The organism is Cellulosimicrobium sp. KWT-B (genome assembly GCF_002127155.1).
GTDB lineage: Bacteria > Actinomycetota > Actinomycetes > Actinomycetales > Cellulomonadaceae > Cellulosimicrobium > Cellulosimicrobium funkei.
Genome location: NZ_NEDO01000005.1, coordinates 141677 through 162134 on the forward strand (window position 1 = coordinate 141677; position 20458 = coordinate 162134).

The window sequence follows — 20458 nt, forward strand, 5'->3', positions numbered from 1 at the left end:
TCCCCCAGGTGCAGGCCGCACCACGTCGGCCGCCGCTGCTCGTCGGCGACATACCTAGCGGTAGGTATGGTCGCCCGCTAGGCTGCGGACCATGCCGTCCGACACGCGACCCGAGCCACGCGCGGAGGCGCCCGGCTCGGCCCGCGAGCGCCTCGTCGCCGCCGCGCAAGAACTGTTCTGGGCCCAGGGCGTCGGCGCGACGAGCCCACGCCAGGTCCTCGCCGCGAGCGGCGTCGGGCAGGGCAGCCTCTACCACCACTTCCCCACGAAGCACGACCTCGCCGCCGCGGCCGTGCACGCCACGACGACCGCGGGCCTCGACGCCGCGCGCCGCGACCTCGGCGCGCAGGGCTCCGCCGTCGAGCGCCTCGTCCGCTATCTCGAACGCCCGCGGCCCGCGCTCGCCGGCTGCAAGGTCGGGCGCCTCGTGAGCGACCAGGCCGTCATGGACGACGCCGCGCTCGCCGCGGAGGTGCGCGCCTACTTCCGCGGGCTCGTCGACCTGGCCGCCGCCGTCCTCGTCGAGGGCGGGCTGCCCGACGACGCGGCGCGCGACCGCGCGCACGCCGCCGTCGCCGTCGTGCAGGGCGGGTACGTCCTCGCGCGCGCCCTCGACGACCCGGACGCGATGTCCGCCGCCGCGCGGGGCTTCGTCGCCCTGCTCGACCCGCTCCCGACCACCTCGGAGGACGCATGACCGACGCCGACCGCCCGTCCCTGCGCGAGCGCCTGCGCGCCCTGCCCGTCTTCGGCCCCGACCTCCCCGGTCTCGACGTGGACGCCGCACCCGACGACCCGGGCACGCTCTTCGTCCGCTGGCTCGACGACGCGATCGACGCCGGGCTGCCCGCCCCGCACGCCGCCACCCTCTCGACCGCCGACGCGAGCGGCCGCGTGGACGCCCGGACCCTCATCCTCAAGGACGTCGACGGCGACGGGTGGGTCTTCGCGACGCGCGCCGACTCCCCCAAGGGCGTCGCGCTCGCGCAGAACCCGAACGCCGCCCTGACGTTCTTCTGGCGCGAGCACGGTCGGCAGGTCCGCGTGCGGGGACCCGTCGTGCCACTGGACGCCGAGACGTCCGCCGCCGACTTCCTGGACCGGTCCGACTTCTCCCGCGCGACCGCCCTCGCCGGGTCGCAGAGCGCCCCGCTCGCGTCCCGCGCCGCCTACCGGGAGGCGTGGGACGCCGCCCTCGACCGCGTGCGGGCGGAGCCCGGGCTCGTCCTCGACGCCTGGACCGCGTACGCGCTCGAGCCGACGAGCGTGGAGTTCTGGGCGTCGTCGGGCGCGGGCCAGACCCGCCTGCGCTACACCGCGGCGTCCGGCGCGCCGACCACCTGGACGAAGGAGCTGCTGTGGCCCTGACCGACGCCCCCGCCCTCACCCCGCCCGACGTCGAGGAGGTCCGGCGCGACGCGCGCGCCGCCCTCGACGCGGTGACCGACGCGGCGCGCGGGCTCGACGCCGCCGGGCTCGGCGCGCCGTCGGCCCTGCCCGGGTGGTCGCGCAGCCACGTGCTCGCGCACGTCACCGCCATCGGCGAGGCCATGGCGCGCCAGGCCGAGTTCGCCGCGCGCGGCGAGCTCGTCGAGGTGTACGACGGCGGCGCGGCCGGGCGCGAGGACGGCATCCGGACGGGCGCGCTGCGCTCGGTCGCGCAGCACGTCGCGGCGCTCGACGCGCTGGCCGACCGCCTCGACGCCGCGTGGCCCGCCGCCGGGTCCGCCGGGTGGTCCGCGCCGGTGACGTACCGCGACGGCACGGTCGCGGACGCGCTCGTGGCCTGGTGGCGCGAGGTGCGGATCCACGCGGTCGACCTCGACGCGGGCGTCGGCCTCGACTCCTGGGCTCCCGCGCTCGGGCTGCACCTCCTCGACTTCCTCGGGGTCAGGCTCGCGGACGACGTCGTGGTCGAGCTCGACGGGGCACCAGGAGACCTCGTCGTGGGCCCCGCCGGCGTCCACGTCGGACCGGGCGCTCTCCGCGTCGGACCGGGCGCTCTCCGCGTCGGACCGGGCGGCCTCCGCGTGGCTGCCGGACCTGAGCCCGCGCCCGAAGCCGAGCCCACGCCCGGGGCCGCGGCCGCAGCCGCGTCCGCGCCCGGCCGGGGCGCCGTCGTCGTCCACGGTCGCCTCACCGACGTCGCCGCCTGGCTCGCGGGCCGCGCCCCCGGCGCCGAGCCCACCGCCCGCCTCGCGGGCGAACCCGTGAGCCTCCCCGAGATCGGCCCCTGGCCGTCCCCGTACTCCCCGCCGCAGGAGAACCCCACCCCCGCGAGGTAGAGCCCCGGTCGGCCCAGGTAGAGCCCAGGTCCGCCAGGTAGAGGCGTGGTCGGCTCGTGCACGCGGACCACGGCTCTACCTCGCGAGACCACGGCTCTACCTCGCGGGAGGACGGCTCGGGACCCGTGTTCTCCCTCGCGAGATCGTGGTGCGACCCGGGCGAACGCGGACGGATCGCGCGGTACGCGACGTCCGACCTGCCCGGCTCGGGACCGAGGTCCCGCGAAAGTGTGACGCACGCCCGTGACGCACCGCACAGTTAGTGCACTCTTTCACAAGCGTAGGATCGACATGTGTCGAGTCGAGCGAGCAACCCCGCAAGCAGCGCAGACCAGATCGACGTAGCCCTCATCGGCGGTGGCATCATGAGCGCCACGCTCGGGGCACTCCTGAAGGTCTTGGAGCCCACCTGGACGGTGCGCATCTACGAGCGCCTGGACGCCGTGGCGCAGGAGTCGTCGAACCCGTGGAACAACGCCGGGACGGGTCACGCCGCCCTGTGCGAGCTGAACTACACGCCGGAGAAGCCGGACGGCTCGATCGACATCACCAAGGCGGTGAAGATCAACGAGCAGTTCGAGGTGTCGCGCGAGTTCTGGCACCACCTGCTCACGACGGGCGCGCTGCCGCAGCCCGCGAGCTTCATCTCCCGCACCCCCCACATGACCTTCGTGCGCGGCGCGGAGAACGTCGACTACCTGCGTCGCCGCTTCGAGACGCTGCGCCGCCACCCGCTGTTCAGCGAGCTCGAGTTCACGGACGACCCGGCGGTCATCGCCGAGTGGGCCCCGCTCCTGGTCGCCGAGCGCGACGGCGACGAGTCGGTCGCGGCGACGCGCGCGACGAGCGGGACGGACGTCGACTTCGGCGCCCTCACCGAGCAGCTCGTCGACTACCTCGTCTCGGAGGGCACGCAGCTCTACCTCGAGCACGAGGTGAAGAACCTCAAGAAGACGAAGGACGGCCGCTGGCGCCTGACGGTCAAGGACCGCTCGTGGAACGCCCCGAAGCGCCGCTCGACCGTCGAGGCCCGGTTCGTGTTCGTCGGCGCCGGCGGCGGCGCGCTGCCGCTGCTCCAGGCGGCCGGCATCCCGGAGGCGAAGGGCTACGGCGGCTTCCCGATCAGCGGCGAGTTCCTCCGCACGGACGACCCGGAGCTCGTCGCCCAGCACCAGGCGAAGGTCTACGGCAAGGCCGACGTCGGCTCGCCGCCCATGTCGGTCCCGCACCTGGACACGCGCGTCGTCGACGGCAAGACGTACCTGATGTTCGGCCCGTACGCCGGCTTCAGCCCCAAGTACCTCAAGAAGGGCAAGTACCTCGGGCTGTTCACGTCGCTGCGCCTGCACAACCTCGGCTCGATGGTGGGCGCGGGCCTGAAGAACCTCGACCTCACCCAGTACCTGGTCGGCCAGCTCCTCGCGAGCCCGGAGACCAAGTTCACCGCGCTCCAGGGCTTCATGCCCACCGCGCACCCCAAGCACTGGGAGACCATCACCGCGGGCCAGCGCGTCCAGGTGATCAAGAAGGACAAGGACGGCAAGGGCGTCCTCGAGTTCGGCACCGAGGTCATCGCGGCGTCCGACGGCTCGATCGCCGGCCTGCTCGGCGCCTCGCCGGGCGCCTCGACGGCCGTCCCGGCGATGATCGACCTGCTCGAGCGCTGCTTCCCCGCCCGCTTCACCAAGTGGCGCCCGGAGCTCGCGACGATGATCCCGAGCCTCGGCCACGCGCCGTGGGAGGCGCACGAGCTCGAGGGCCTCGACCAGCTCACGGGCGACGCGGACGTCGACGCGGTCGGCTCGCGCGCCTGACCCGAGCGACACCGCTCCCCCGCGAACGGCCCGGACCTCCACGAGGTCCGGGCCGTTCGTGCGTCCGAGGACGCGGCAGCTCAGCGCGCGGAGGCTCAGCGCGCGAGCGGCGTGCCCCGGGTCCCCGGTCGCCGCGGCGCGACGGGCGCGTTCGCCCCGGGGCGCCCGCCCGGCACGGCAGGAGCGGCGCGCACGCCGTCGCGCACGGCCGGGTTCGGCACGACGCGCCGCAGCACGAGCTCGGCCGCGACCTCGTGCGGGTCGACGACGGCGGCCGGCTCGACCGGTCGCGACGCCGCGGCGCGCAGGTCGGCGTCCAGGCGCTGCGCGTCGCGGTCCCAGCGCCCGCCGTGCACCGACCGGTCCCCGCGCGCGTCCCACGCGGCGCCGTCGGGCCATGCGCCGTCGGACCCGGCGGGGAACCACGGACGGGCCGGGTCCTCACGGCGGACCGCGAGGGCCGCGACCGTCGGGCCGACGACGAGGAGAAGAACCACCACACCCCAGAAGATGTCCATGGCTCCACCCTCCCGGCGCACGACCCGGGCCACGAGTGGCAGCACTGACACCTCTCGACAAGATCCTGCCAGCGGCGTAGCGTGCCGAGCATGGTGCGATCCGTCGCGGCCGTCGTGTGCGACGGCCTGGCCCCGTTCGAGTTCGGCGTCGTGTGCGAGGTGTTCGGCCTCGACCGCAGCGACGACGGCGTCCCGTCGTTCGACTTCCGCGTGTGCGGCCCGGTCGCGGGCCGTGCCGTCCGGACGTCGGTGGGCGCGCACGTCGTGCCCGACCACGACCTCTCCGCGACGGACGACGCGGACCTGGTCGTCGTGCCGGCGATCCGCATCGGGACCGACTACCCGCCCGAGGTGCTCGACGCCGTCCGCCGCGCGTCCGACCGCGGCGCCCTGCTGCTCAGCGTGTGCTCGGGCGTGTTCGTGCTCGCGGCCGCGGGCGTCATCGAGGGACGGCGGGTGACGACGCACTGGATGCACGCCGACGAGCTGCGCCGTCGCTACCCGAGCCTCGACATCGACCCCGACGTGCTCTTCGTCGACGACGGCAACCTCATCACGAGCGCCGGCACGGCGGCGGGCATCGACGCGTGCCTGCACCTCGTGCGCCGCGAGCTCGGGGCGCGGGTGGCGAACACGATCGCCCGGCGCATGGTCGTGCCGCCCCAGCGCGACGGCGGGCAGCGCCAGTTCATCGAGCGCCCGGTGCCCGAGTGCGAGGAGGACTCGTTCGGGGAGCTGCTGGAGTGGATGACCGACCACCTCGACGAGCCGCTCACCGTGCGCGACCTCGCCCGCCGGGCCCACACGTCCGAGCGCACGTTCGCGCGCGCGTTCGTCGCGCAGACCGGCACGACCCCGCTCGCGTGGCTGACGTCGCAACGCGTCGCGCACGCGCAGGCGCTGCTCGAGGAGTCCTCGCTGGACCTGGAGGAGGTCGCGCGCCGCAGCGGTTTCGGGTCGGCCGCGCTCCTGCGGCACCACTTCCGGCGGGCGGTCGGGATCACGCCGACGGAGTACCGCCAGACCTTCCGGTTCGCCGCCTGAGCCCTGCGGGCGAGGTGTCGCTCCTTCGCGACTCCTTCACCCGGCCCCCTCGCGCGCGCAACCTACGGTCCCGTAGGGTGGGGCCATCTGCACGACGAGCACCTGCTCACCTCCGCGGCTGGGAAGTCGACACCGACACCCCTGCGAGGACACATGACCTCTGCCGCAGTGCGCCCGGGCTTCCGGGCCACCCGCCCTCGGACCGACGAGCCCGGCGCCGTCACCAGCACCTACAGCGCACTGTCGCGCACGGTGCGCGACGCGGGCCTGCTCCACCGCACGCACGCCTACTACCTGTGGACCCTCGGGGTCCTCACGCTCGCGCTCGGCGGCGCGGTCGCCGGGTTCGTGCTCCTGGGCGACTCGTGGTTCCAGCTCCTCATCGCCGGGGCGCTCGGCCTGATTCTCACCCAGTTCGCGTTCGTCGCGCACGAGGCCTCGCACCGGCAGGTGTTCGCGTCCGGCCCGGCGAACGACCGCCTCGGGAAGGTGCTGGCCAACGGCGTCGTCGGCATCAGCCACTCGTGGTGGATGAACAAGCACACGCGCCACCACGCGAACCCGAACCGCCGCGGCAAGGACCCGGACATCGCGCCCGACGTCGTCGTGTTCCTCGAGGAGGACGCGGAGGTCGCGAAGGGCTTCCGGGCCGTCATCAACCGCTACCAGGGCTGGCTGTTCTTCCCGCTCCTCACGCTCGAGGGCGTGAACCTGCACGTGCAGGCGTTCCGCTCGCTCCTCGCCGGCGGCCGCGCGCGTGGCGACGTCCGCACACGCGTCATCGAGATCGTCACCATCACGCTGCGCCTGTCGCTCTACGTCGGCGCGGTCGTCTGGTTCCTGCCGCTCGGCCTCGCGGCCGCCTTCCTGGGCGTCCAGCTCGCCGTCTTCGGCGTCTACATGGGGGCGTCGTTCGCCCCCAACCACAAGGGCATGGCGATCATCCCCGCCGACAGCAAGATCGACTTCCTGTCCAAGCAGGTCCTCACCTCGCGGAACATCCGCGGCGGCTGGTGGATGAACATCCTCATGGGCGGGCTCAACTTCCAGATCGAGCACCACCTGTTCCCGAGCATGCCGCGCCCGCACCTCGCGCGGGCCCGCGAGATCGTGCGCGAGCACTGCGCGCACCTCGGACTGCCGTACACGGAGACGAGCCTCGTGCAGTCCTACGCGATCGTCGTCCGGTACCTCAACCGCGTGGGGCTCTCGGCGCGCGACCCGTTCGACTGCCCGATGTTCCGCCAGCTCCGCCGGGTCTGACCGACCCGCCCCTGCTGCACGACGCCCCGCGCCCGACGGCGCGCGCGGGGCACGTCAGGCGGACGCCGCGTGCCCGTGGCGCCAGTACCCGACGAAGTCGACGTGCGCCTTCGGCACACCCCGGTCGTTGACCAGGTGGCGGCGCACGCCCGTCGCGAGCGCCGACTCCCCGACCGCGTACGCGTAGACGGGGCCGGCGGGCAGGTCGGCCGACCGTACGGCGTCGAGCGCGAGGCGGCCCGGCAGCAGGTCGTGGTCGCCGCCGCCCGCGGGCCGCGCGCCGTCGCGCGCCAGCCAGCGCAGCTCGACGCCCGCCGGCACGCGGAACTCCTGGGCGTCCGACGCCTCGGGGACCTCGACCACCGCGAGGCCGCGCGCGTCGTCGGGCAGGGACTCGCAGATCCCCGCGACCGCGGGCAGCCCGGTCTCGTCGGCGACGAGGAGCGTCCAGTCGTGCGGGACGCGCGGGTGGTAGCCGATCCCCTGGTCGAGCAGGCCCACGCGGTCCCCCGGCTCGGCGGACAGCGCGAACGAGGACGCGGGCCCCGCGTCGCCGTGCACGACGAAGTCCACGTCCAGCTCGCGCAGGTCCGGGCGCACGGCCCGCACGGTGTAGTTCCGCACCCACGGCCGGCGCGCCTTGGGCGTGGCGAGGTACTGGACGTACCAGAGGCCCGACGCGCGGGTCGGCAGCCGCAGCGCGTCCTGGTCCTCGCGCGGGAGGAAGAGCCGGAACCACTGGTCGAACCCCAGCGGGGTGAAGAGGTCCAGCTCGTCTCCCCCGAGCGTGACCCGCACGACGTTCGGGCTGACCCGCTCGCGCCCGACGACGCTCAGCGTGACGACGTGCGCGTCCTGGGGCTTGACGGTCTTGACGGACACCGGCGGCTCCTCGTGCGACGCCCGGCTCCCCGGGCGGAACGGCGGCCCCGCGAGCGCGTCGACCACGAGAGAGGTTAGCCTCACCTCACGCCTGCGTCGATGTGCTGGATCCCACACCCTGCCCGCGGTCGCCCCGCCCGAGGCACCCGACGCCTCCTGGCATGCTCGGGACGTGGAGATCCCCGTCGTCTGGTCCGTGGTCCTGCTCGTCACGGCCGCCTGGAACCTGCTCATCTGGCCGCGCTTCCTCCAGCGCATCGCCAAGGACCCCCGCTCGCGCGACGCCGACGGCCGCGCGACGCGCTTCCTCACCGTGCACGTCGTGCTCATCGCCGTCTCGCTCGTGCTCGCCCTCGCCGTCGGGGTGCTGGGCGTCCTCACGCTCGTCTGAGCCGGGCCGTCGCGCGGCCCGGCCCGACGCCCCACCCCGCGCCCGAGCGCGGCCCGGACTAGCGACGTCGGACGAGGTTCGCGAGCGGTGAGTGCCGCGGCACCCACCGCGCGAGGGCGGCCGCCGAGCCGGCGCCGAGCGCCGCCGTCGCCCAGACGCCCGCGGCGAGCGATCCCAGCGCCGCACCGGCCGACAGCACGAGCGGGCCGAGTGCGTCGCCGGTGTCCTGGAACAGACGCCACACGCTGAGGAAGGTCGGGCGCACGTCCGCGGGCGCGACGTCGGCGCCGAGCGTCATGACGATGCCCGAGCCCATGCCGTTCCCGACCCCGAGCACCGCCGCGACGACCGCGAGCGCGGGGGCGGTGTGCGCGAGCGGCAGCACCGCGAGACCGACGGCCATCGTGAGCATGGACGGCACGGCGACCCACAGGCGCCCGAACCGATCCATGACCTTGCCCGCCGGGTAGAAGAGCAGCATGTCGAGCGCGCCGGAGACGCCGAAGATCAGCGACGTCACCTCGGCGTCCAGCCCCAGGTGCTCGCCCCACAGGGGGATGACGGTCTGCCGGGCCCCGCGGACCGCGCTGACCAGGAGGATCGCCACGCCGAGCGTCGCGAACAGGTGGCGGTGGTCGCGCGCCACGCGGGCGATGCCGACCCGCGGCACGGCCCGCGCGCCGCGCAGTCGCGCACGCCCGGCCTCCGCGGGGTCCGGCCGCACGACGGCGAGCACCACCACCGCGGTGAGGGCGGCGCCCGTCCCGAGCCAGTAGGCGCCGCGCACGTCGGTCGCGGCGATGACCGCCGCGCCCGCGAACGGGCCGAGGAACAGCCCGATCCGGTGGACGCCCGCGAGCGTCGACAGGACGCGCGCCCGGCGCAGCGGGGGCGTGATCTCGGTGAGGTACGCCTGGCGGGCGAGGTTGAAGACGGCGGTCGACGCACCGAGCGCGAGGACCCCCGCCGCGAGGCCCCACAGGGTGGGGGTGAGCGCGATCGTCGCGAAGGCGACCGCCGCGACGCCTCCGGCGAGCAGCATGGCCGCACGGTCACCGAGGCGCTGGGCGAGCGCTCCGGCGGGCAGGTCGAAGAGGATCTTGCCGATCGGCACGAGCGCGGCCACGAGCCCCGCGACCGTGAGGCTCGCGCCCCGGCCCGTGGCCGTGACCGCGACGACCGGCAGCATGGCCCCCACGCCGATCTCGAGGACGAGCGTGGGGAGGAACGCGCCGAGGACGACGCTGCGCAGCGGGAAGAGCGGTGCGTCGGTGCCCGCGGGGGCGGTCACCGGGCCTCCGCCACGGCCTCGACAGCAGGGCTCGGCACCTCGACACCCGTGCGCGACGCCGCGGCGCCCGTCCGGGCGACCTCGACGCCGCGGCACGCGGGGGCGTCGGCGAGGAGCTCCAGGAGCTGCGGCGCGGCCGAGGCGCCGCGGTCCCAGCGCCCCGTGACGACGGAGACGACCCAGCTCGGCGCACCGCCCTCCGGCAGCGCGAGCGTCACGAGGCGCTCGGCCTCCGGCTTGCCCGCGACGTGGCGCGGCACGAGCGCGATGCCGAGCCCGCGGTCGACGAGCTCGAGGAGCGTGTGCACGTCGTTGACCGAGCACCGCACGCGCCGGTGGACGCCGTGCGCGGCGCAGGTCGCGTCGTTGACCGGCCGCGCGCCCCACGAGGGGTCGAAGTCGACGAACTCCTGACCCGAGAGGTCGGACCACTCGACCCGGCCCCTCCCGGCGAGCGGGTGCTCGGGCGCGCACACGAGCACGAGCGGCTCGCTGCCCAGGACCGTCTGGGACAGCGGCCCCAGGTGCTCGGTGGTCGCGACGAACGCGACGTCGAGGTCGCCCTCGCGGACGCGCGCGAGGAGGTCGTGCGAGCCCGCCTGCGCGAAGTGGATCTCCACCTGCGGGTAGCGCCGGTGGAAGCGCTCGAGCAGGGCGGTCACGTCGAGGACGCCCAGGCACTGCTCCGAGCCGACGCGCAGCGAGCCGGACAGCGCGTGCGTCGCCCGCACGACCGCGTCGCGAGCGGCGGCCGCCTGCGCGAGCATGGAGCGTGCGTGCGGGAGCAGCGCGAGACCGGCCTCGGTGGGCTCGACGCGCCGCGTCGTCCGCGTGAACAGGCTCGCGCCGAGCTCCTCCTCCAGGCTGCGGACCGCGGCGGAGAGCCCCGACTGCGAGACGCCGACGAGCTGGGCGGCCCGGGTGAACTGGCGTTCGTCCGCGAGGGCGACGAGGTACTCCATCTGACGAAGATCCATTGACCACTCACAGTTCTCTATCTGACAAATGCTAGTTGTTGGACTTCTAGGTTATCGCTTCCTTGGCTCGACCCGTCGCGGCCGACCGGGCTCGCTCAGGTCGTCCGGCACCCCGCCCCGGCGGACGACGTCCCTTCCTACCCCCGACCCTGGGGAACGCCCCCCCTGCAGCCGCGCACTCTCGGATCCCGGACACCGACGTCGCGCACCCGACCCGCCCACCCTGCGAAGGAGCTCCACCGATGAAGACCTTCACCCTGACCGGCACCGACATCGTCGTCCCGGACGTCGTGCTCGGCCTCATGCGCATCCAGGACAAGACCGACGACGAGGTCCGCACCCTCGTGCGCACCGCACGGGACGCCGGCATCACGTTCCTCGACCACGCCGACGTGTACGGCTCCGAGCTCCACGGCTGCGAGCGTCGCTTCGCCGAGGCGCTCGACCTCTCCCCCGCCGAGCGCGCGGAGTGGGTCATCCAGTCCAAGGCCGGCATCGTGCCCGAGGGCCCCTACTTCGACTTCTCGTACGAGCACCTCGTCGCGTCCGTCGAGGGCTCGCTCGAGGCCCTGCGCACCGACTACCTCGACATCCTGCTGCTGCACCGCCCCGACGCCCTCGTCGAGCCCGAGGAGGTCGCGCGCGCGTTCTCCGACCTGCACACCGCGGGCAAGGTACGGGCGTTCGGGGTCTCGAACCACACGCCGGGCCAGATCGAGCTGCTGCGCCGGTACGTCGAGCAGCCGATCGTCGCGAACCAGCTCCAGCTCTCCGTCACGCACGCCCCGCTCGTCGCGCAGGGCGTCGCCGCGAACATGCAGGCCCTCGACCAGTCGATCAGTCGCGACGACGGCATCCTCGACTACTGCCGCCTCCACGACATCACGATCCAAGCCTGGTCCCCGTTCCAGGCGGGGTTCTTCACGGGCGTTTTCCTGGGGTCTGAGAAGTACCCCGAGCTGAACGCCGTGATCGACCGGCTCGCCGCCCGGTACGACGTGCCGCCCATCGCGATCGCGACCGCGTGGATCACGCGCCACCCGGCGCGGACGCAGGTCGTGCTCGGCACGACGAGCCCCGACCGGGTCGCCGGCGCCGCACTCGGTTCGGAGGTCCCGCTCACCCGTGCGGAGTGGTACGAGATGTTCCGCGCCGCGGGGTACACCGTGCCCTGATCCACGGGCGCCCAGGGCCCGGCACGAGCGCGTGCGGAAGGTCACGCGCTCGTCGTCCGAGGGGTCCCGCGGGGCGGTCTAGGCTCGTGCCGTGGCAACCTTCTCGGCAGTGACCCGGCAGCATATCCTCCAGGCCCTCGCGGACTGGGACGACCGGGGCCGGGACGCGTTCCTCGGGGTCTACGGGTTCACCGCGTCCCCCGGCACCCCGCTCGTCCACGAGGACCGCGTCTACGACGCGCAGGCGATCCTCGGCGTCGCGCACCGGTACGCGACCGGCCGCGTCGCGACCGCCGAGGAGTTTCGCAGCAGCCCCGTCGGCGTCGCGGACCTGCTGCGCAAGCGCGGGTTCGACGTGCCCGGTGCCGCCCCCGCGGCGGCGCCCGCACCCGCGCGTCGGGCCACGGCGAAGGCCGCGCCCGCGACGCGCACGCCGCGCCGCACGACCGCCCGCTCCGCGGAGCCCGAGAAGCCGCCGGCCGTGTGCCCCACGTGCTTCACGGTCCTGCCCGCGACGGGCGTCTGCGACGAGTGCGGCTGAGCCGCTTCTCCACCAGCGCACGACGAGGGGCGCCGTCCGGTCGGACGGCGCCCCTCGTCGTGCGTGCTGCCTCGCGGGAGGCCGCGGGCGACCGGGTCAGTTGACCTCGGACGGGTGGGCGCTCACGCGGCCCGACCCGTCGCCCGTGTCGAGGGCGTCGATCGCGGCGACCTCGTCGGCGGTGAGCTCGAACCCGAAGAGGTCGAAGTTCTCCACCATGCGCTCCTTGCGCGACGACTTCGGGAAGACGATGAAGCCGCGCTGCAGGTGCCAGCGCAGCACCGCCTGGGCGGGCGTCACGCCGTGGGCGGCCGCGGCGTCGACGACGGCCTGCTTCTCGAAGAGCGGGTACTTGCCCTGGCCGAGCGGACCCCAGGCCTCGATCTTCGTGCCGTTCGCGTCGGCCCAGGCGAGCACGTCGCGCTGCTGGTAGGCCGGGTGCAGCTCGATCTGGTCGACGGCGGGCACGACGCCCGTGTCGGCGACGATCCGGTCGAGGTGCTCGGGCAGGTGGTTGGAGACGCCGATCGAGCGCGCGAGGCCCGCGTCGCGGATCTCGATGAGCTTCGCCCACGCGTTCGTGTACTGGTCCTGCTCGGGCGCGGGCCAGTGCGTGAGGTACAGGTCGACGTGGTCGAGGCCGAGCTTGTCGAGGCTCTCGCGGATCGCGTCGTGCGGCTGCTCGCCCGACTGGCGGTCGTTCCAGAGCTTCGTGGTGATGAAGAGCTCGTCGCGGGGGATGCCGCTCTTCGCGATGGCGGCGCCGACACCCTCCTCGTTGCGGTAGATCGCCGCGGTGTCGATGTGGCGGTAGCCGACCTCGAGGGCCTCGCTGACGGCCTTCTCGGCCTCGTCCGGCGGCACGAGGAAGACGCCGAAGCCGAGCTGCGGGATGGCGTGACCGGAGTTGAGCGTCACGGTCGGTACAGAGGGAACGGTCATGCTTCCAGCGTAGGAACCCGCCCCTCGCCCGTCCAACGACTGCGGCGCATGCGACTCAGCGCTGCCGCTCATGAGTCGAACGCGCGCGCTGCGCGGAATGTCCGACTGGACTTCTCAGATCACGGTTTGGTTACATTGGCGCGTCCTACCCACGAAGAACCGGAGCGCACCATGTCCCGAGGCCGCCACAGCGCCGCCCCCGCCACCGCGCGCTCCTTCCGGCTCCCGGCCCTGCCGACGCTGCCGGTCCGGTCGCTCAAGCTCCCCGCGCTGGCGCTCGTCACCCTGCTCGGCGCGGGTGCCGTGGGTGCGGGCCCCCAGCCCGCCGAGGGCAACCCCGACCTCGCTCCGCTGAGCGTCGAGCCCACCGCCGGCGCGAGCGTGGAGCGCGGCACGGGGGCCGCCAGCCGCTCGTCCGAGCGTGTCGCGCCGCCCACGGCGCCCCAGGAGCCCCCGGTCGTCGAGACCGCGGCGGAGATCGCCGTCGTCCCGGCCGCCCAGGCCGCCCCGACGCCCCCGCCCCTGCCGCCCGTGACCGGCCAGCTCTGGACCACCGAGGCCGTCAACGTGCGCTCCGCGCCGTCCCCGGACGCCGAGCGCGTCGCGACGACCGAGTTCGCCGCCGCCGTCGACGTCACGGGCGTCACTGAGGGCGACTGGAGCCAGATCGTCTGGGACGGCGCGGCCGCGTGGATCAAGTCGAGCTTCCTCGCGCAGTCGCAGCCCGAGGCGCCCCAGGTCGCCGCCGCGGCCGGGGGGTCGAGCGCCGGTGGCGTCTCGGACGCCGCGTGCTCGGTGAGCACCGGGATCGAGTCGTCGCTGCGCGCCAACGCGCGCGCCGTCTACCGCTCCGTGTGCGCGAACTTCCCGCAGGTCACCACCTTCGGCGGCATCCGCCCCGGCGACGACGGCGACCACGGCACGGGCCGCGCCGTCGACATCATGATCAGCGGCGAGACCGGCTGGGACATCGCGCGCTACCTGCAGGCCAACGCGGGCTCGCTCGGCATCACGTACCTCATCTACCAGCAGAAGATCTGGATGGCCGGCGACCCGGCGAGCGCGTGGTCCGGCATGGAGGACCGTGGCGGCGCGACCGCCAACCACTTCGACCACGTGCACGTCAGCACGTCGTAGTCCCCGCTCCTCCCGCACGAGCGCCCGGCCGGCACCTGCCGCGCCGGGCGTCGTCGTCCCGGCTCACGGTACGGCCGTCACGGGCCGGTACCGCACCGCGACGGCGCCCGAGCGCAGCTCCTGCCGGTCCACCAGCTCGAGCGTGATGCGCTCGCGCAACCCCGACAGCAGCGTCGGCCCGTGCCCTGCCAGGACCGGCTGCACGAGGAACGCGTACTCGTCGATCAGCCCGAGGTCCGCGAGCGCGAGCGGCAGCGTCACGCCGCCGACGAACAGCGGCCCGCCCGGCTCCTCCTTGAGCCGCCGCACCGCGTCTCCCAGGTCGCCCTCGACGAGCTCGGCGTTCCAGTCGACCTCGCGCAGCGTGCTCGACACCACGTGCTTCCTCGCCCCGTCGATCGCCTCGGCGAACGGGACGTCCCGCTCCCCCATCCAGTCCGGCCACGCGCCCGACGCCGGACGGCGCCACGCCGCCTCCATCATCTGGTAGGTGACCCGCCCGAACAGCAACGCGTCCGCGCGCGCCGTCTCCTCGGTCCAGAACCGCATCGAATCCTCGTCGGGCGGCAGGCCCGCCTCGTGGTGGCAGCAGCCGTCGAGCGTGACGTTGATCGCGTAGCGCAGTGGCCTCATCGCGTGCCCTCCCCCGGGTACCCGCGCGACGGGCGGAGCGCCGTCGCACCGCACCAGCGTGGCAGGCGCGGGAGGCCGCGCCAAGACCTGCGCCCCGGCGCACGAGCATCGTCGATCACGGAGTCCGCGCCAGGACGATCCCGACCGGTCGGCCGACGGCGTCCGGGCCACGCCTCGCCGCTACCCTCCATCGGCCGACGAGCGGCCCCTACCCGGCGCCGCGGTCCTCCTCCAGGGTCTTCCTGAAGAAGACGGCCGAGTCCTCGTAGCCGAGCGCACGGTAGAAGGACCCCGCACGACGACTGGCGAGTGCCAGGTAGGCGGCACCGTGCTCCCGGGCCCAGTCCTCGGCGCAGCCCATCAGCTCTCGGCCGACACCGGACCGGCGGTGAGTCTCGTGGACCATCACCTCCTCGACCCAGGCGACCGGACCGTTGGCCAGGAAGGTCAGGTGGCAGCTGGCCAAGAGGTAGCCCACGACCCTGCTACCCGCCTCGGCGACGACGACCAGCGTGCCGGGCGTCTCGGCGAGGCTCTGCCACGTCCGGTCGAACGCCGCGCGTTCTGGGGCGAACGACGTCGCGAAGTCGCGAGCCAGCGGCCAGACCTGATCGGCGTCCCCCGGCTGGGCGGGTCGGACGAGCAACCGCTGGGTGTCACGCATCGCCGCATTCTTCCCAGGTCTTACGCGTGCCGCAACGCTCTGGCACCGCGCCGTGGCGTCGGAGGTCGTGCGTGAAGGAGGTGCAGAGAAACGCTCGCGGCTCTGGCCGTCGTCAGAACGCCGAAAGGCCACCTCGGAAGCCCTTCGAGAAGGACTCCGAGATGGCCGACGACCTGGTGTTTCGGTGGAGCTGAGGGGACTCGAACCCCTGACCCCCTGCATGCCATGCAGGTGCGCTACCAGCTGCGCCACAGCCCCGTGGATCCGTGAAGATCCAGGTCATGCACTCCTCCGGCCGGTTTCCCGTCCTGCGGAGCGTCGCTAGTCTACGCAGAAACTGGCTCCAGATTCCAATCCGGTCCCGCGTTCCACTCGTCGAGCGGGAACCCGGCCCCGACGTTGTGCGCCACGAGGCGCCACGCGGGCGTCGCTGCGGGCGCCGAGCGGTGCAGGTGGGACCAGTGGACGTTGTGCAGCCCGGAGATCCCGCGCCAGCCCTCCGGGTCCAGGCCGAGCAGCGCGGTGACCGCGAGCGTGATCGCGGCGCCGTGCGAGACGACGACGAGCGTGTCGTCCCGCTCCAGCGACTCCACGTGCTCGGTGACGGACGCGACGAGGCGCGCCGCGACGTCGGCCTTGGGCTCCGCGCCCGCACGCACGGGCTCCTCGCCCTGGCGCCACGCCGCGTACTCCTCGGGCCAGCGCTCGGCGATCTCCGGACCCGTGAGGCCCTCCCACTCCCCGAAGCCGCGCTCGCGCAGCCGGGGGTCGTACGTGACGTCCGCGCCGATCGCCGCCGCGTACGCACGCGCGGTGTCGGCGGCGCGCACGAGGTCGGACGCGACGACGCGCGTCGCGCGGTGCGCGCTCGCGAGGGCCTTCGCGCCCTGCTCGGCCTGCCACTGCCCGACGGCGTCGAGCGGGATGTCGACCTGCCCCTGCAGGCGCATCGTCGCGTTGTACGCGGTGCGACCGTGGCGCAGGAGGACGAGCGTGCCGGCGGTCACGCCAGGGGCTCCCCCGAGAGGCGGATGGCGCCGTCGCCGCGCGTGGTGTCGTCGGTGTCGTCGGCTGTGCCGTCACCGCCGCGCGCGTCCTCCGGCAGCTCGACGACCGGGCAGTCCTTCCACAGCCGCTCCAGCGCGTAGTACACACGGTCCTCGGCGTGCTGCACGTGCACGACGACGTCCCCGAAGTCGAGCAGGACCCAACGGGCCTCCTGCTTGCCCTCGCGGCGGATCGGCTTGGACCCGGCCTTGTGCATGGCTTCCTCGACGGCGTCGACGATCGCCGAGACCTGGCGCTCGCTCGACCCCGAGGCGATGAGGAACACGTCGGTGAGGACGAGCTGCTCGCTCACGTCGAGCGCGATGATCTCCTCGGCCTTGCGGTCGGACGCCGCCCGGGCGGCGATGACGGCGAGCTCGAGGGCTCGGTCGGTGGCGGTCACGTGTCTCCGTTCGTGGTGCGGCCGGTCAGCGGCCGGTGTCGAGGGTGCCGGGGTCGTCCCACGTCCGCACGGCGGCGGCCGAGGCGCTCGCGTCCTCTACGGCCAGGCCCGGGTCGTCGCGGGACACGAGCGTCCAGACGAGCAGGCCGAGGACGAACGCGACGGCGACGAGGATCAGGTAGTGCAGCCACGTGTACGACGGGCCCCGCCGCTCGTCCTCGAGGTCGTCGTCGTCCGACTCCTCGGGCTCGGCGGCACGACCGCGCACGCGGGGGAAGAGCTCGTCCGAGCCGCCGGCGGGAGCGGGTGCGGACTCCCGCACGCCGCCGAAGGGCGACGTCTGCTCGCGTTCCGCGCTCGCGGGCTCGGGCGCGGAGCCTGCCGTGATCGCGGACCACGGCAGGGCCGCGCCGCCCGCCTCGGCGGGCGGCGCAGGCGCGGGCGCGCGCTCGGGGGCGGGCGCCCGCGTCCCCGCCCAGGGGGAGGTCGCCGGAGCCGGCGCGGGCGTGCCGGGCGGGGCAGGGCTGGTGGGCGGAGCCGCGAACGCCGAGAGGCGCGGCGGCTGCGTCGCCTCGGGACGCGCGGGGCCCGCGCCCGCGGCGAGACCACCGACCGGAGCCGACGGCGTCGCGGGGCGCACGGGGCCGGACGCGCCGGGCACCGGGGGCCGCGGGGTCGCGGCGGGCGGACGCGAGGACGTGCGCGTGGGCACGACGGGCGTCGGGGCCGGAGGGCGGATCGCGACGCGCTCGGCGGTCTCCTGGACCGGCGTGAGGCGCCCGGTCTCGTCCAGGCCGCGCATGCCGCCCGAGGCGGCCGGCGGTCGCACGACCGACGGCTGTGCCGGTTGCTCCGCCGGGCCGGTCGTCTCGCGCAGGGTGCGGCGCGACGGCGGCGGGCCGGACGGCGCGGCGGGGCGCGTCGGCTGCTGCCAGCCGCCCGCACCCGGTGCCGGGGCAGGCGGGGGCGCGGCGCTCTGCGCGGACCGCTCGGCGGCGGCCGCCTGCTCGCGCTCGCGCATCTCGCGCCGGGTGAGCGGGCGGACGGGCTGCATGTTGCTGCCGTTGTCACTCATCGTGCTGACCTCGATACAAACCGTGCTTGGCGATGTACTGGACCACGCCGTCCGGAACCAGGTACCACACCGGCTGCCCGGCCTCCGCGCGCCGACGGCAGTCCGTCGACGAGATCGCGAGGGCGGGGACCTCGAGCGTCGTGACCACGCCCGGAGGCAGGCCCTCGACGCTCAGCTGGTGACCCGGGCGGGAGACAGCCACGAAGTGTGCCATCTTCCAGAGCTCGTCGGCATCCTTCCAGGTGAGGATCTGCTCGACGGCGTCCGCACCCGTGATGAAGAACAGCTCGGCGTCCGGTCGCGCGGCCCGCAGGTCGCGCAGCGTGTCGACCGTGTAGGTCAGCCCGGGCCGGTCCACGTCCACACGGCTCACCGTGAACCGCGGGTTCGACGCGGTCGCGATGACGGTCATGAGGTAGCGGTGCTCGGCCGGGCTGACGGTCTGGTGCTGCTTGAACGACGGCTTGCCCGTGGGGACGAAGACGACCTCGTCGAGGTCGAACCGCGCCGCGGCCTCGCTCGCGGCGACCAGGTGGCCGTGGTGGATGGGGTCGAACGTGCCACCCATCACCCCCAGGCGGGGCCGGCGCGGGCTCATCGACGCGTCATCGGTCGTGGGCGCTTCCGTCGTCCGGGGCGGGTCAGTGCCGCGTGCCGACGCTGCGGAACGCGTAGGTCACGAGCAGCAGGGCCACCAGCCCGCCGAACCCGAGCAGCCCGTACGCGAGCGGCGGGATGGGCAGGTGCGACGCGGCCTCGGCGCCTTCCTCGGCGGCCAGCACGACGGCAGAGATCACGACGTCCTCCTCGAAGGTCGTCCCCGGGCCGGACGGGCACGTGCCGCGGGCCGGGGTGGTGCGATGGAACGGTACGCCCGCCGGGACCGGCCCGACGGCGGACCGGACGGGCGCCGGTCGCCGACCAGTCTCTCACGACCGTCCGGGGACCTCGTCCGGCGGGTATCAGGTACCCGCCGGCGGCCGTGCGTCAGGGGCGGACGTGGCCGTCCCCGTGCACGACCCACTTCGTCGTCGTGAGCTCCGCGAGGCCCATGGGGCCGCGCGCGTGGAGCTTCTGGGTCGAGATGCCGATCTCCGCCCCGAGGCCGAACTGGCCGCCGTCGGTGAAGCGGGTCGAGGCGTTGACCATGATGGCGGCGGAGTCGAGCTCGGCGACGAAGCGCTCCGACGCCGCGAGGTCGCGCGTGACGATGGCCTCGGTGTGGCCCGACGTCCAGGTCCGCACGTGCTCGATCGCGGCGTCGAGGTCGTCGACGACGCGCACGGCGATCTCGGGCGCGAGGTACTCGGTCGCCCAGTCCTCGTCCGTGGCCGCGAGCACGTCGGTGCCCGCGGGCGCGAGGCCGGCCGTGCGGTCGTCGCCGTGCACGACGACGCCCGCCTCGGTGAGCGCGGCGAGCGCGGCCGGGAGGAACTCGGGGGCGGCCTCCGCGTGGACGAGGAGCGTCTCCGCGGCGTTGCAGACGCCCACGCGCTGCGTCTTGGCGTTGAGGAGGATCTCGAGCGCCATGGCCCGGTCCGCGCTCGCGTCGACGTACACGTGGACGTTGCCGACCCCGGTCTCGATGACGGGGACGGTCGACTCGCGCACGACGGTGCGGATGAGGTCCGCCCCGCCGCGCGGGACGAGAACGTCGACGAGACCCCGCGCGTGCATGAGCGCGACCGCGCCCGGGCGCCCGTACCGGTCGATCGACTGCACGAGGTCGCCGGGCAGCCCCTGCGCCTCGAGCGCACGGGCCAGCACGCCGACGATCACCTCGTTGGAGCTCGCCGCCGCGGACCCGCCGCGCAGGATCACCGCGTTGCCGCTCTTGAGCGCGAGGCCCGCGGCGTCGACCGTCACGTTGGGGCGCGCCTCGTAGATCATGCCGACGACGCCCATGGGCACGCGCAGCTGGCGCAGGCGCAGGCCGTTCGGCAGCGTCGAGCCGCGCACGACCTCCCCCACCGGGTCGGGCAGGCCCGCGAGCGCGCGCAGCGCGTCGGCGATCGCGGCGACGCGCGGCGCGTCGAGCGCGAGCCGGTCGAGCAGCCCCTCGCTCATGCCGTTCGCGCGCTCGCGCTCCAGGTCGACGGCGTTCGCGGCCACGATCTCGTCGGTCGCCGCGACGAGCGCGTCGGCGAGCGCGAGGAGCGCGGCGTCCTTCGTCGCGCGGGTCGCCGTCGCGAGCGTGCGCGACGCGACCTTGGCGCGGCGCGCGACGTCCTCGACGGCCGCCGCGACGTCGGTCGGAGCGTCGGTCGCGGCTGCGGCAGGACCGGCGGTCCCGGGCTCGGCGGCGCCCGCGACGACGGGCGCGTCCTCGGTGGTGGTCATGGTCCGAGCCTACGTCGGCGGCCGTGGCGCCGGGAG

General features: G+C 74.5%; 23 protein-coding genes and 1 tRNA gene. 10 read left to right on the forward strand and 14 right to left on the reverse strand.

The window, feature by feature from the left end; all coding sequences use genetic code 11:
• Positions 1–91 precede the first annotated feature (91 nt).
• The 4 genes from B9L22_RS16050 to mqo all read left to right on the forward strand — a co-directional run bounded on the left by B9L22_RS16050 (position 92) and on the right by mqo (position 4099).
• Complete coding sequence (locus B9L22_RS16050) at positions 92–697, forward strand: TetR/AcrR family transcriptional regulator (RefSeq protein WP_086151130.1); 606 nt, start codon at positions 92–94, stop codon at positions 695–697.
• Positions 694–1368 carry a pyridoxal 5'-phosphate synthase gene (locus tag B9L22_RS16055; protein WP_085387679.1) on the forward strand — a complete coding sequence of 225 codons (675 nt, stop codon included), beginning with the start codon at positions 694–696 and terminating at the stop codon, positions 1366–1368. The genes B9L22_RS16050 and B9L22_RS16055 overlap by 4 nt, the downstream gene beginning before the upstream one ends.
• Entirely contained in the window at positions 1359–2285 is a 927-nt protein-coding gene (locus B9L22_RS16060) for a maleylpyruvate isomerase family mycothiol-dependent enzyme (RefSeq protein WP_158097221.1), read from the forward strand. Before B9L22_RS16055 ends, B9L22_RS16060 begins: the two co-directional genes overlap by 10 nt.
• A 293-nt stretch (positions 2286–2578) precedes the next feature.
• Entirely contained in the window at positions 2579–4099 is a 1521-nt protein-coding gene (mqo, locus tag B9L22_RS16065) for a malate dehydrogenase (quinone) (RefSeq protein ID WP_086151132.1), read from the forward strand.
• A gap of 95 nt (positions 4100–4194) precedes the next feature.
• Here mqo and B9L22_RS16070 read toward each other — a convergent pair whose 3' ends face one another.
• Positions 4195–4617, reverse strand: coding sequence for a hypothetical protein (locus B9L22_RS16070; protein WP_086151133.1), 423 nt, complete (start codon positions 4615–4617; stop codon positions 4195–4197).
• 90 nt (positions 4618–4707) lie between these two features.
• Here B9L22_RS16070 and B9L22_RS16075 point away from each other — a divergent pair, with 90 nt between their 5' ends.
• On the forward strand, positions 4708–5661 hold the full coding sequence (locus B9L22_RS16075; protein ID WP_086151134.1) for a helix-turn-helix domain-containing protein: 954 nt from the start codon (positions 4708–4710) through the stop codon (positions 5659–5661).
• A 153-nt stretch (positions 5662–5814) separates the two neighbouring features.
• On the forward strand, positions 5815–6924 hold the full coding sequence (locus tag B9L22_RS16080; RefSeq protein ID WP_086151135.1) for an acyl-CoA desaturase: 1110 nt from the start codon (positions 5815–5817) through the stop codon (positions 6922–6924).
• Between the two features lie 54 nt (positions 6925–6978).
• On the opposite strand, the gene B9L22_RS16085 is transcribed toward B9L22_RS16080, so the two are convergent.
• Positions 6979–7806: a siderophore-interacting protein gene (locus tag B9L22_RS16085; protein ID WP_233140192.1), complete on the reverse strand. Its 828-nt coding sequence runs from the start codon at positions 7804–7806 to the stop codon at positions 6979–6981.
• Positions 7807–7978: 172 nt separating this feature from the next.
• Between B9L22_RS16085 and B9L22_RS16090 the strand changes: the two genes are divergently transcribed.
• Positions 7979–8197 (forward strand): SCO4848 family membrane protein, encoded by a 219-nt coding sequence (locus tag B9L22_RS16090; protein ID WP_086151137.1) that lies wholly within the window; start codon positions 7979–7981, stop codon positions 8195–8197.
• Positions 8198–8255: 58 nt separating this feature from the next.
• Here B9L22_RS16090 and B9L22_RS16095 read toward each other — a convergent pair whose 3' ends face one another.
• Positions 8256–9488: an MFS transporter gene (locus B9L22_RS16095; protein WP_086151138.1), complete on the reverse strand. Its 1233-nt coding sequence runs from the start codon at positions 9486–9488 to the stop codon at positions 8256–8258.
• The gene (locus tag B9L22_RS16100) at positions 9485–10450 is read right to left on the reverse strand and encodes a LysR family transcriptional regulator (RefSeq protein WP_198947322.1); all 966 of its coding nucleotides are present in this window, start codon (positions 10448–10450) and stop codon (positions 9485–9487) included. The genes B9L22_RS16095 and B9L22_RS16100 overlap by 4 nt, the downstream gene beginning before the upstream one ends.
• A 257-nt stretch (positions 10451–10707) precedes the next feature.
• On the opposite strand from B9L22_RS16100, the gene B9L22_RS16105 reads away from it, so the two are divergent.
• On the forward strand, positions 10708–11640 hold the full coding sequence (locus B9L22_RS16105) for an aldo/keto reductase family oxidoreductase (RefSeq protein ID WP_086151140.1): 933 nt from the start codon (positions 10708–10710) through the stop codon (positions 11638–11640).
• Between the two features lie 109 nt (positions 11641–11749).
• Entirely contained in the window at positions 11750–12181 is a 432-nt protein-coding gene (locus B9L22_RS16110) for a hypothetical protein (protein WP_233140193.1), read from the forward strand.
• A gap of 96 nt (positions 12182–12277) precedes the next feature.
• Here the strand turns inward: B9L22_RS16110 and B9L22_RS16115 are convergent, their stop codons facing one another.
• On the reverse strand, positions 12278–13123 hold the full coding sequence (locus B9L22_RS16115; protein WP_086151142.1) for an aldo/keto reductase: 846 nt from the start codon (positions 13121–13123) through the stop codon (positions 12278–12280).
• Positions 13124–13294: 171 nt separating this feature from the next.
• Between B9L22_RS16115 and B9L22_RS16120 the strand changes: the two genes are divergently transcribed.
• The gene (locus B9L22_RS16120; RefSeq protein ID WP_158097222.1) at positions 13295–14260 is read left to right on the forward strand and encodes an SH3 domain-containing protein; all 966 of its coding nucleotides are present in this window, start codon (positions 13295–13297) and stop codon (positions 14258–14260) included.
• Between the two features lie 63 nt (positions 14261–14323).
• Here the strand turns inward: B9L22_RS16120 and B9L22_RS16125 are convergent, their stop codons facing one another.
• The 9 genes from B9L22_RS16125 to B9L22_RS16160 all read right to left on the reverse strand — a co-directional run bounded on the left by B9L22_RS16125 (position 14324) and on the right by B9L22_RS16160 (position 20422).
• On the reverse strand, positions 14324–14893 hold the full coding sequence (locus B9L22_RS16125; RefSeq protein ID WP_086151144.1) for a dihydrofolate reductase family protein: 570 nt from the start codon (positions 14891–14893) through the stop codon (positions 14324–14326).
• A gap of 208 nt (positions 14894–15101) precedes the next feature.
• Positions 15102–15557, reverse strand: coding sequence for a GNAT family N-acetyltransferase (locus tag B9L22_RS16130; protein WP_158097223.1), 456 nt, complete (start codon positions 15555–15557; stop codon positions 15102–15104).
• 185 nt (positions 15558–15742) lie between these two features.
• Positions 15743–15815 (reverse strand) — tRNA-Ala (locus B9L22_RS16135).
• 68 nt (positions 15816–15883) lie between these two features.
• Positions 15884–16564 carry a histidine phosphatase family protein gene (locus tag B9L22_RS16140; protein ID WP_086151146.1) on the reverse strand — a complete coding sequence of 227 codons (681 nt, stop codon included), beginning with the start codon at positions 16562–16564 and terminating at the stop codon, positions 15884–15886.
• Positions 16561–17007, reverse strand: coding sequence for a ribosome silencing factor (rsfS, locus tag B9L22_RS16145; RefSeq protein WP_021482244.1), 447 nt, complete (start codon positions 17005–17007; stop codon positions 16561–16563). Before rsfS ends, B9L22_RS16140 begins: the two co-directional genes overlap by 4 nt.
• Before the next feature lie 25 nt (positions 17008–17032).
• The gene (locus tag B9L22_RS16150; RefSeq protein WP_143317351.1) at positions 17033–18082 is read right to left on the reverse strand and encodes a hypothetical protein; all 1050 of its coding nucleotides are present in this window, start codon (positions 18080–18082) and stop codon (positions 17033–17035) included.
• Complete coding sequence (nadD, locus tag B9L22_RS16155; RefSeq protein WP_031316993.1) at positions 18075–18680, reverse strand: nicotinate-nucleotide adenylyltransferase; 606 nt, start codon at positions 18678–18680, stop codon at positions 18075–18077. The genes B9L22_RS16150 and nadD overlap by 8 nt, the downstream gene beginning before the upstream one ends.
• A gap of 43 nt (positions 18681–18723) precedes the next feature.
• A complete protein-coding gene (locus B9L22_RS20285) occupies positions 18724–18879 on the reverse strand; it encodes a hypothetical protein (RefSeq protein WP_021483496.1) in 156 nt (51 codons plus the stop codon).
• 190 nt (positions 18880–19069) lie between these two features.
• Positions 19070–20422, reverse strand: coding sequence for a glutamate-5-semialdehyde dehydrogenase (locus tag B9L22_RS16160; protein ID WP_086151148.1), 1353 nt, complete (start codon positions 20420–20422; stop codon positions 19070–19072).
• Positions 20423–20458 lie beyond the last annotated feature (36 nt).

Coding starts and splice junctions, on each gene's coding strand:
- B9L22_RS16115 (WP_086151142.1), bottom strand. CDS start 13,123: ATGACCGTTCCCTCTGTACCGACCGTGACGCTCAACTCCGGTCACGCC.
- B9L22_RS16075 (WP_086151134.1), top strand. CDS start 4,708: ATGGTGCGATCCGTCGCGGCCGTCGTGTGCGACGGCCTGGCCCCGTTC.
- B9L22_RS16105 (WP_086151140.1), top strand. CDS start 10,708: ATGAAGACCTTCACCCTGACCGGCACCGACATCGTCGTCCCGGACGTC.
- B9L22_RS16070 (WP_086151133.1), bottom strand. CDS start 4,617: ATGGACATCTTCTGGGGTGTGGTGGTTCTTCTCCTCGTCGTCGGCCCG.
- B9L22_RS16120 (WP_158097222.1), top strand. CDS start 13,295: ATGTCCCGAGGCCGCCACAGCGCCGCCCCCGCCACCGCGCGCTCCTTC.
- B9L22_RS16150 (WP_143317351.1), bottom strand. CDS start 18,082: ATGAGTGACAACGGCAGCAACATGCAGCCCGTCCGCCCGCTCACCCGG.
- B9L22_RS16080 (WP_086151135.1), top strand. CDS start 5,815: ATGACCTCTGCCGCAGTGCGCCCGGGCTTCCGGGCCACCCGCCCTCGG.
- B9L22_RS16050 (WP_086151130.1), top strand. CDS start 92: ATGCCGTCCGACACGCGACCCGAGCCACGCGCGGAGGCGCCCGGCTCG.
- B9L22_RS16125 (WP_086151144.1), bottom strand. CDS start 14,893: ATGAGGCCACTGCGCTACGCGATCAACGTCACGCTCGACGGCTGCTGC.
- B9L22_RS16055 (WP_085387679.1), top strand. CDS start 694: ATGACCGACGCCGACCGCCCGTCCCTGCGCGAGCGCCTGCGCGCCCTG.
- B9L22_RS16160 (WP_086151148.1), bottom strand. CDS start 20,422: ATGACCACCACCGAGGACGCGCCCGTCGTCGCGGGCGCCGCCGAGCCC.
- B9L22_RS16100 (WP_198947322.1), bottom strand. CDS start 10,450: ATGGAGTACCTCGTCGCCCTCGCGGACGAACGCCAGTTCACCCGGGCC.
- nadD (WP_031316993.1), bottom strand. CDS start 18,680: ATGAGCCCGCGCCGGCCCCGCCTGGGGGTGATGGGTGGCACGTTCGAC.
- B9L22_RS16130 (WP_158097223.1), bottom strand. CDS start 15,557: ATGCGTGACACCCAGCGGTTGCTCGTCCGACCCGCCCAGCCGGGGGAC.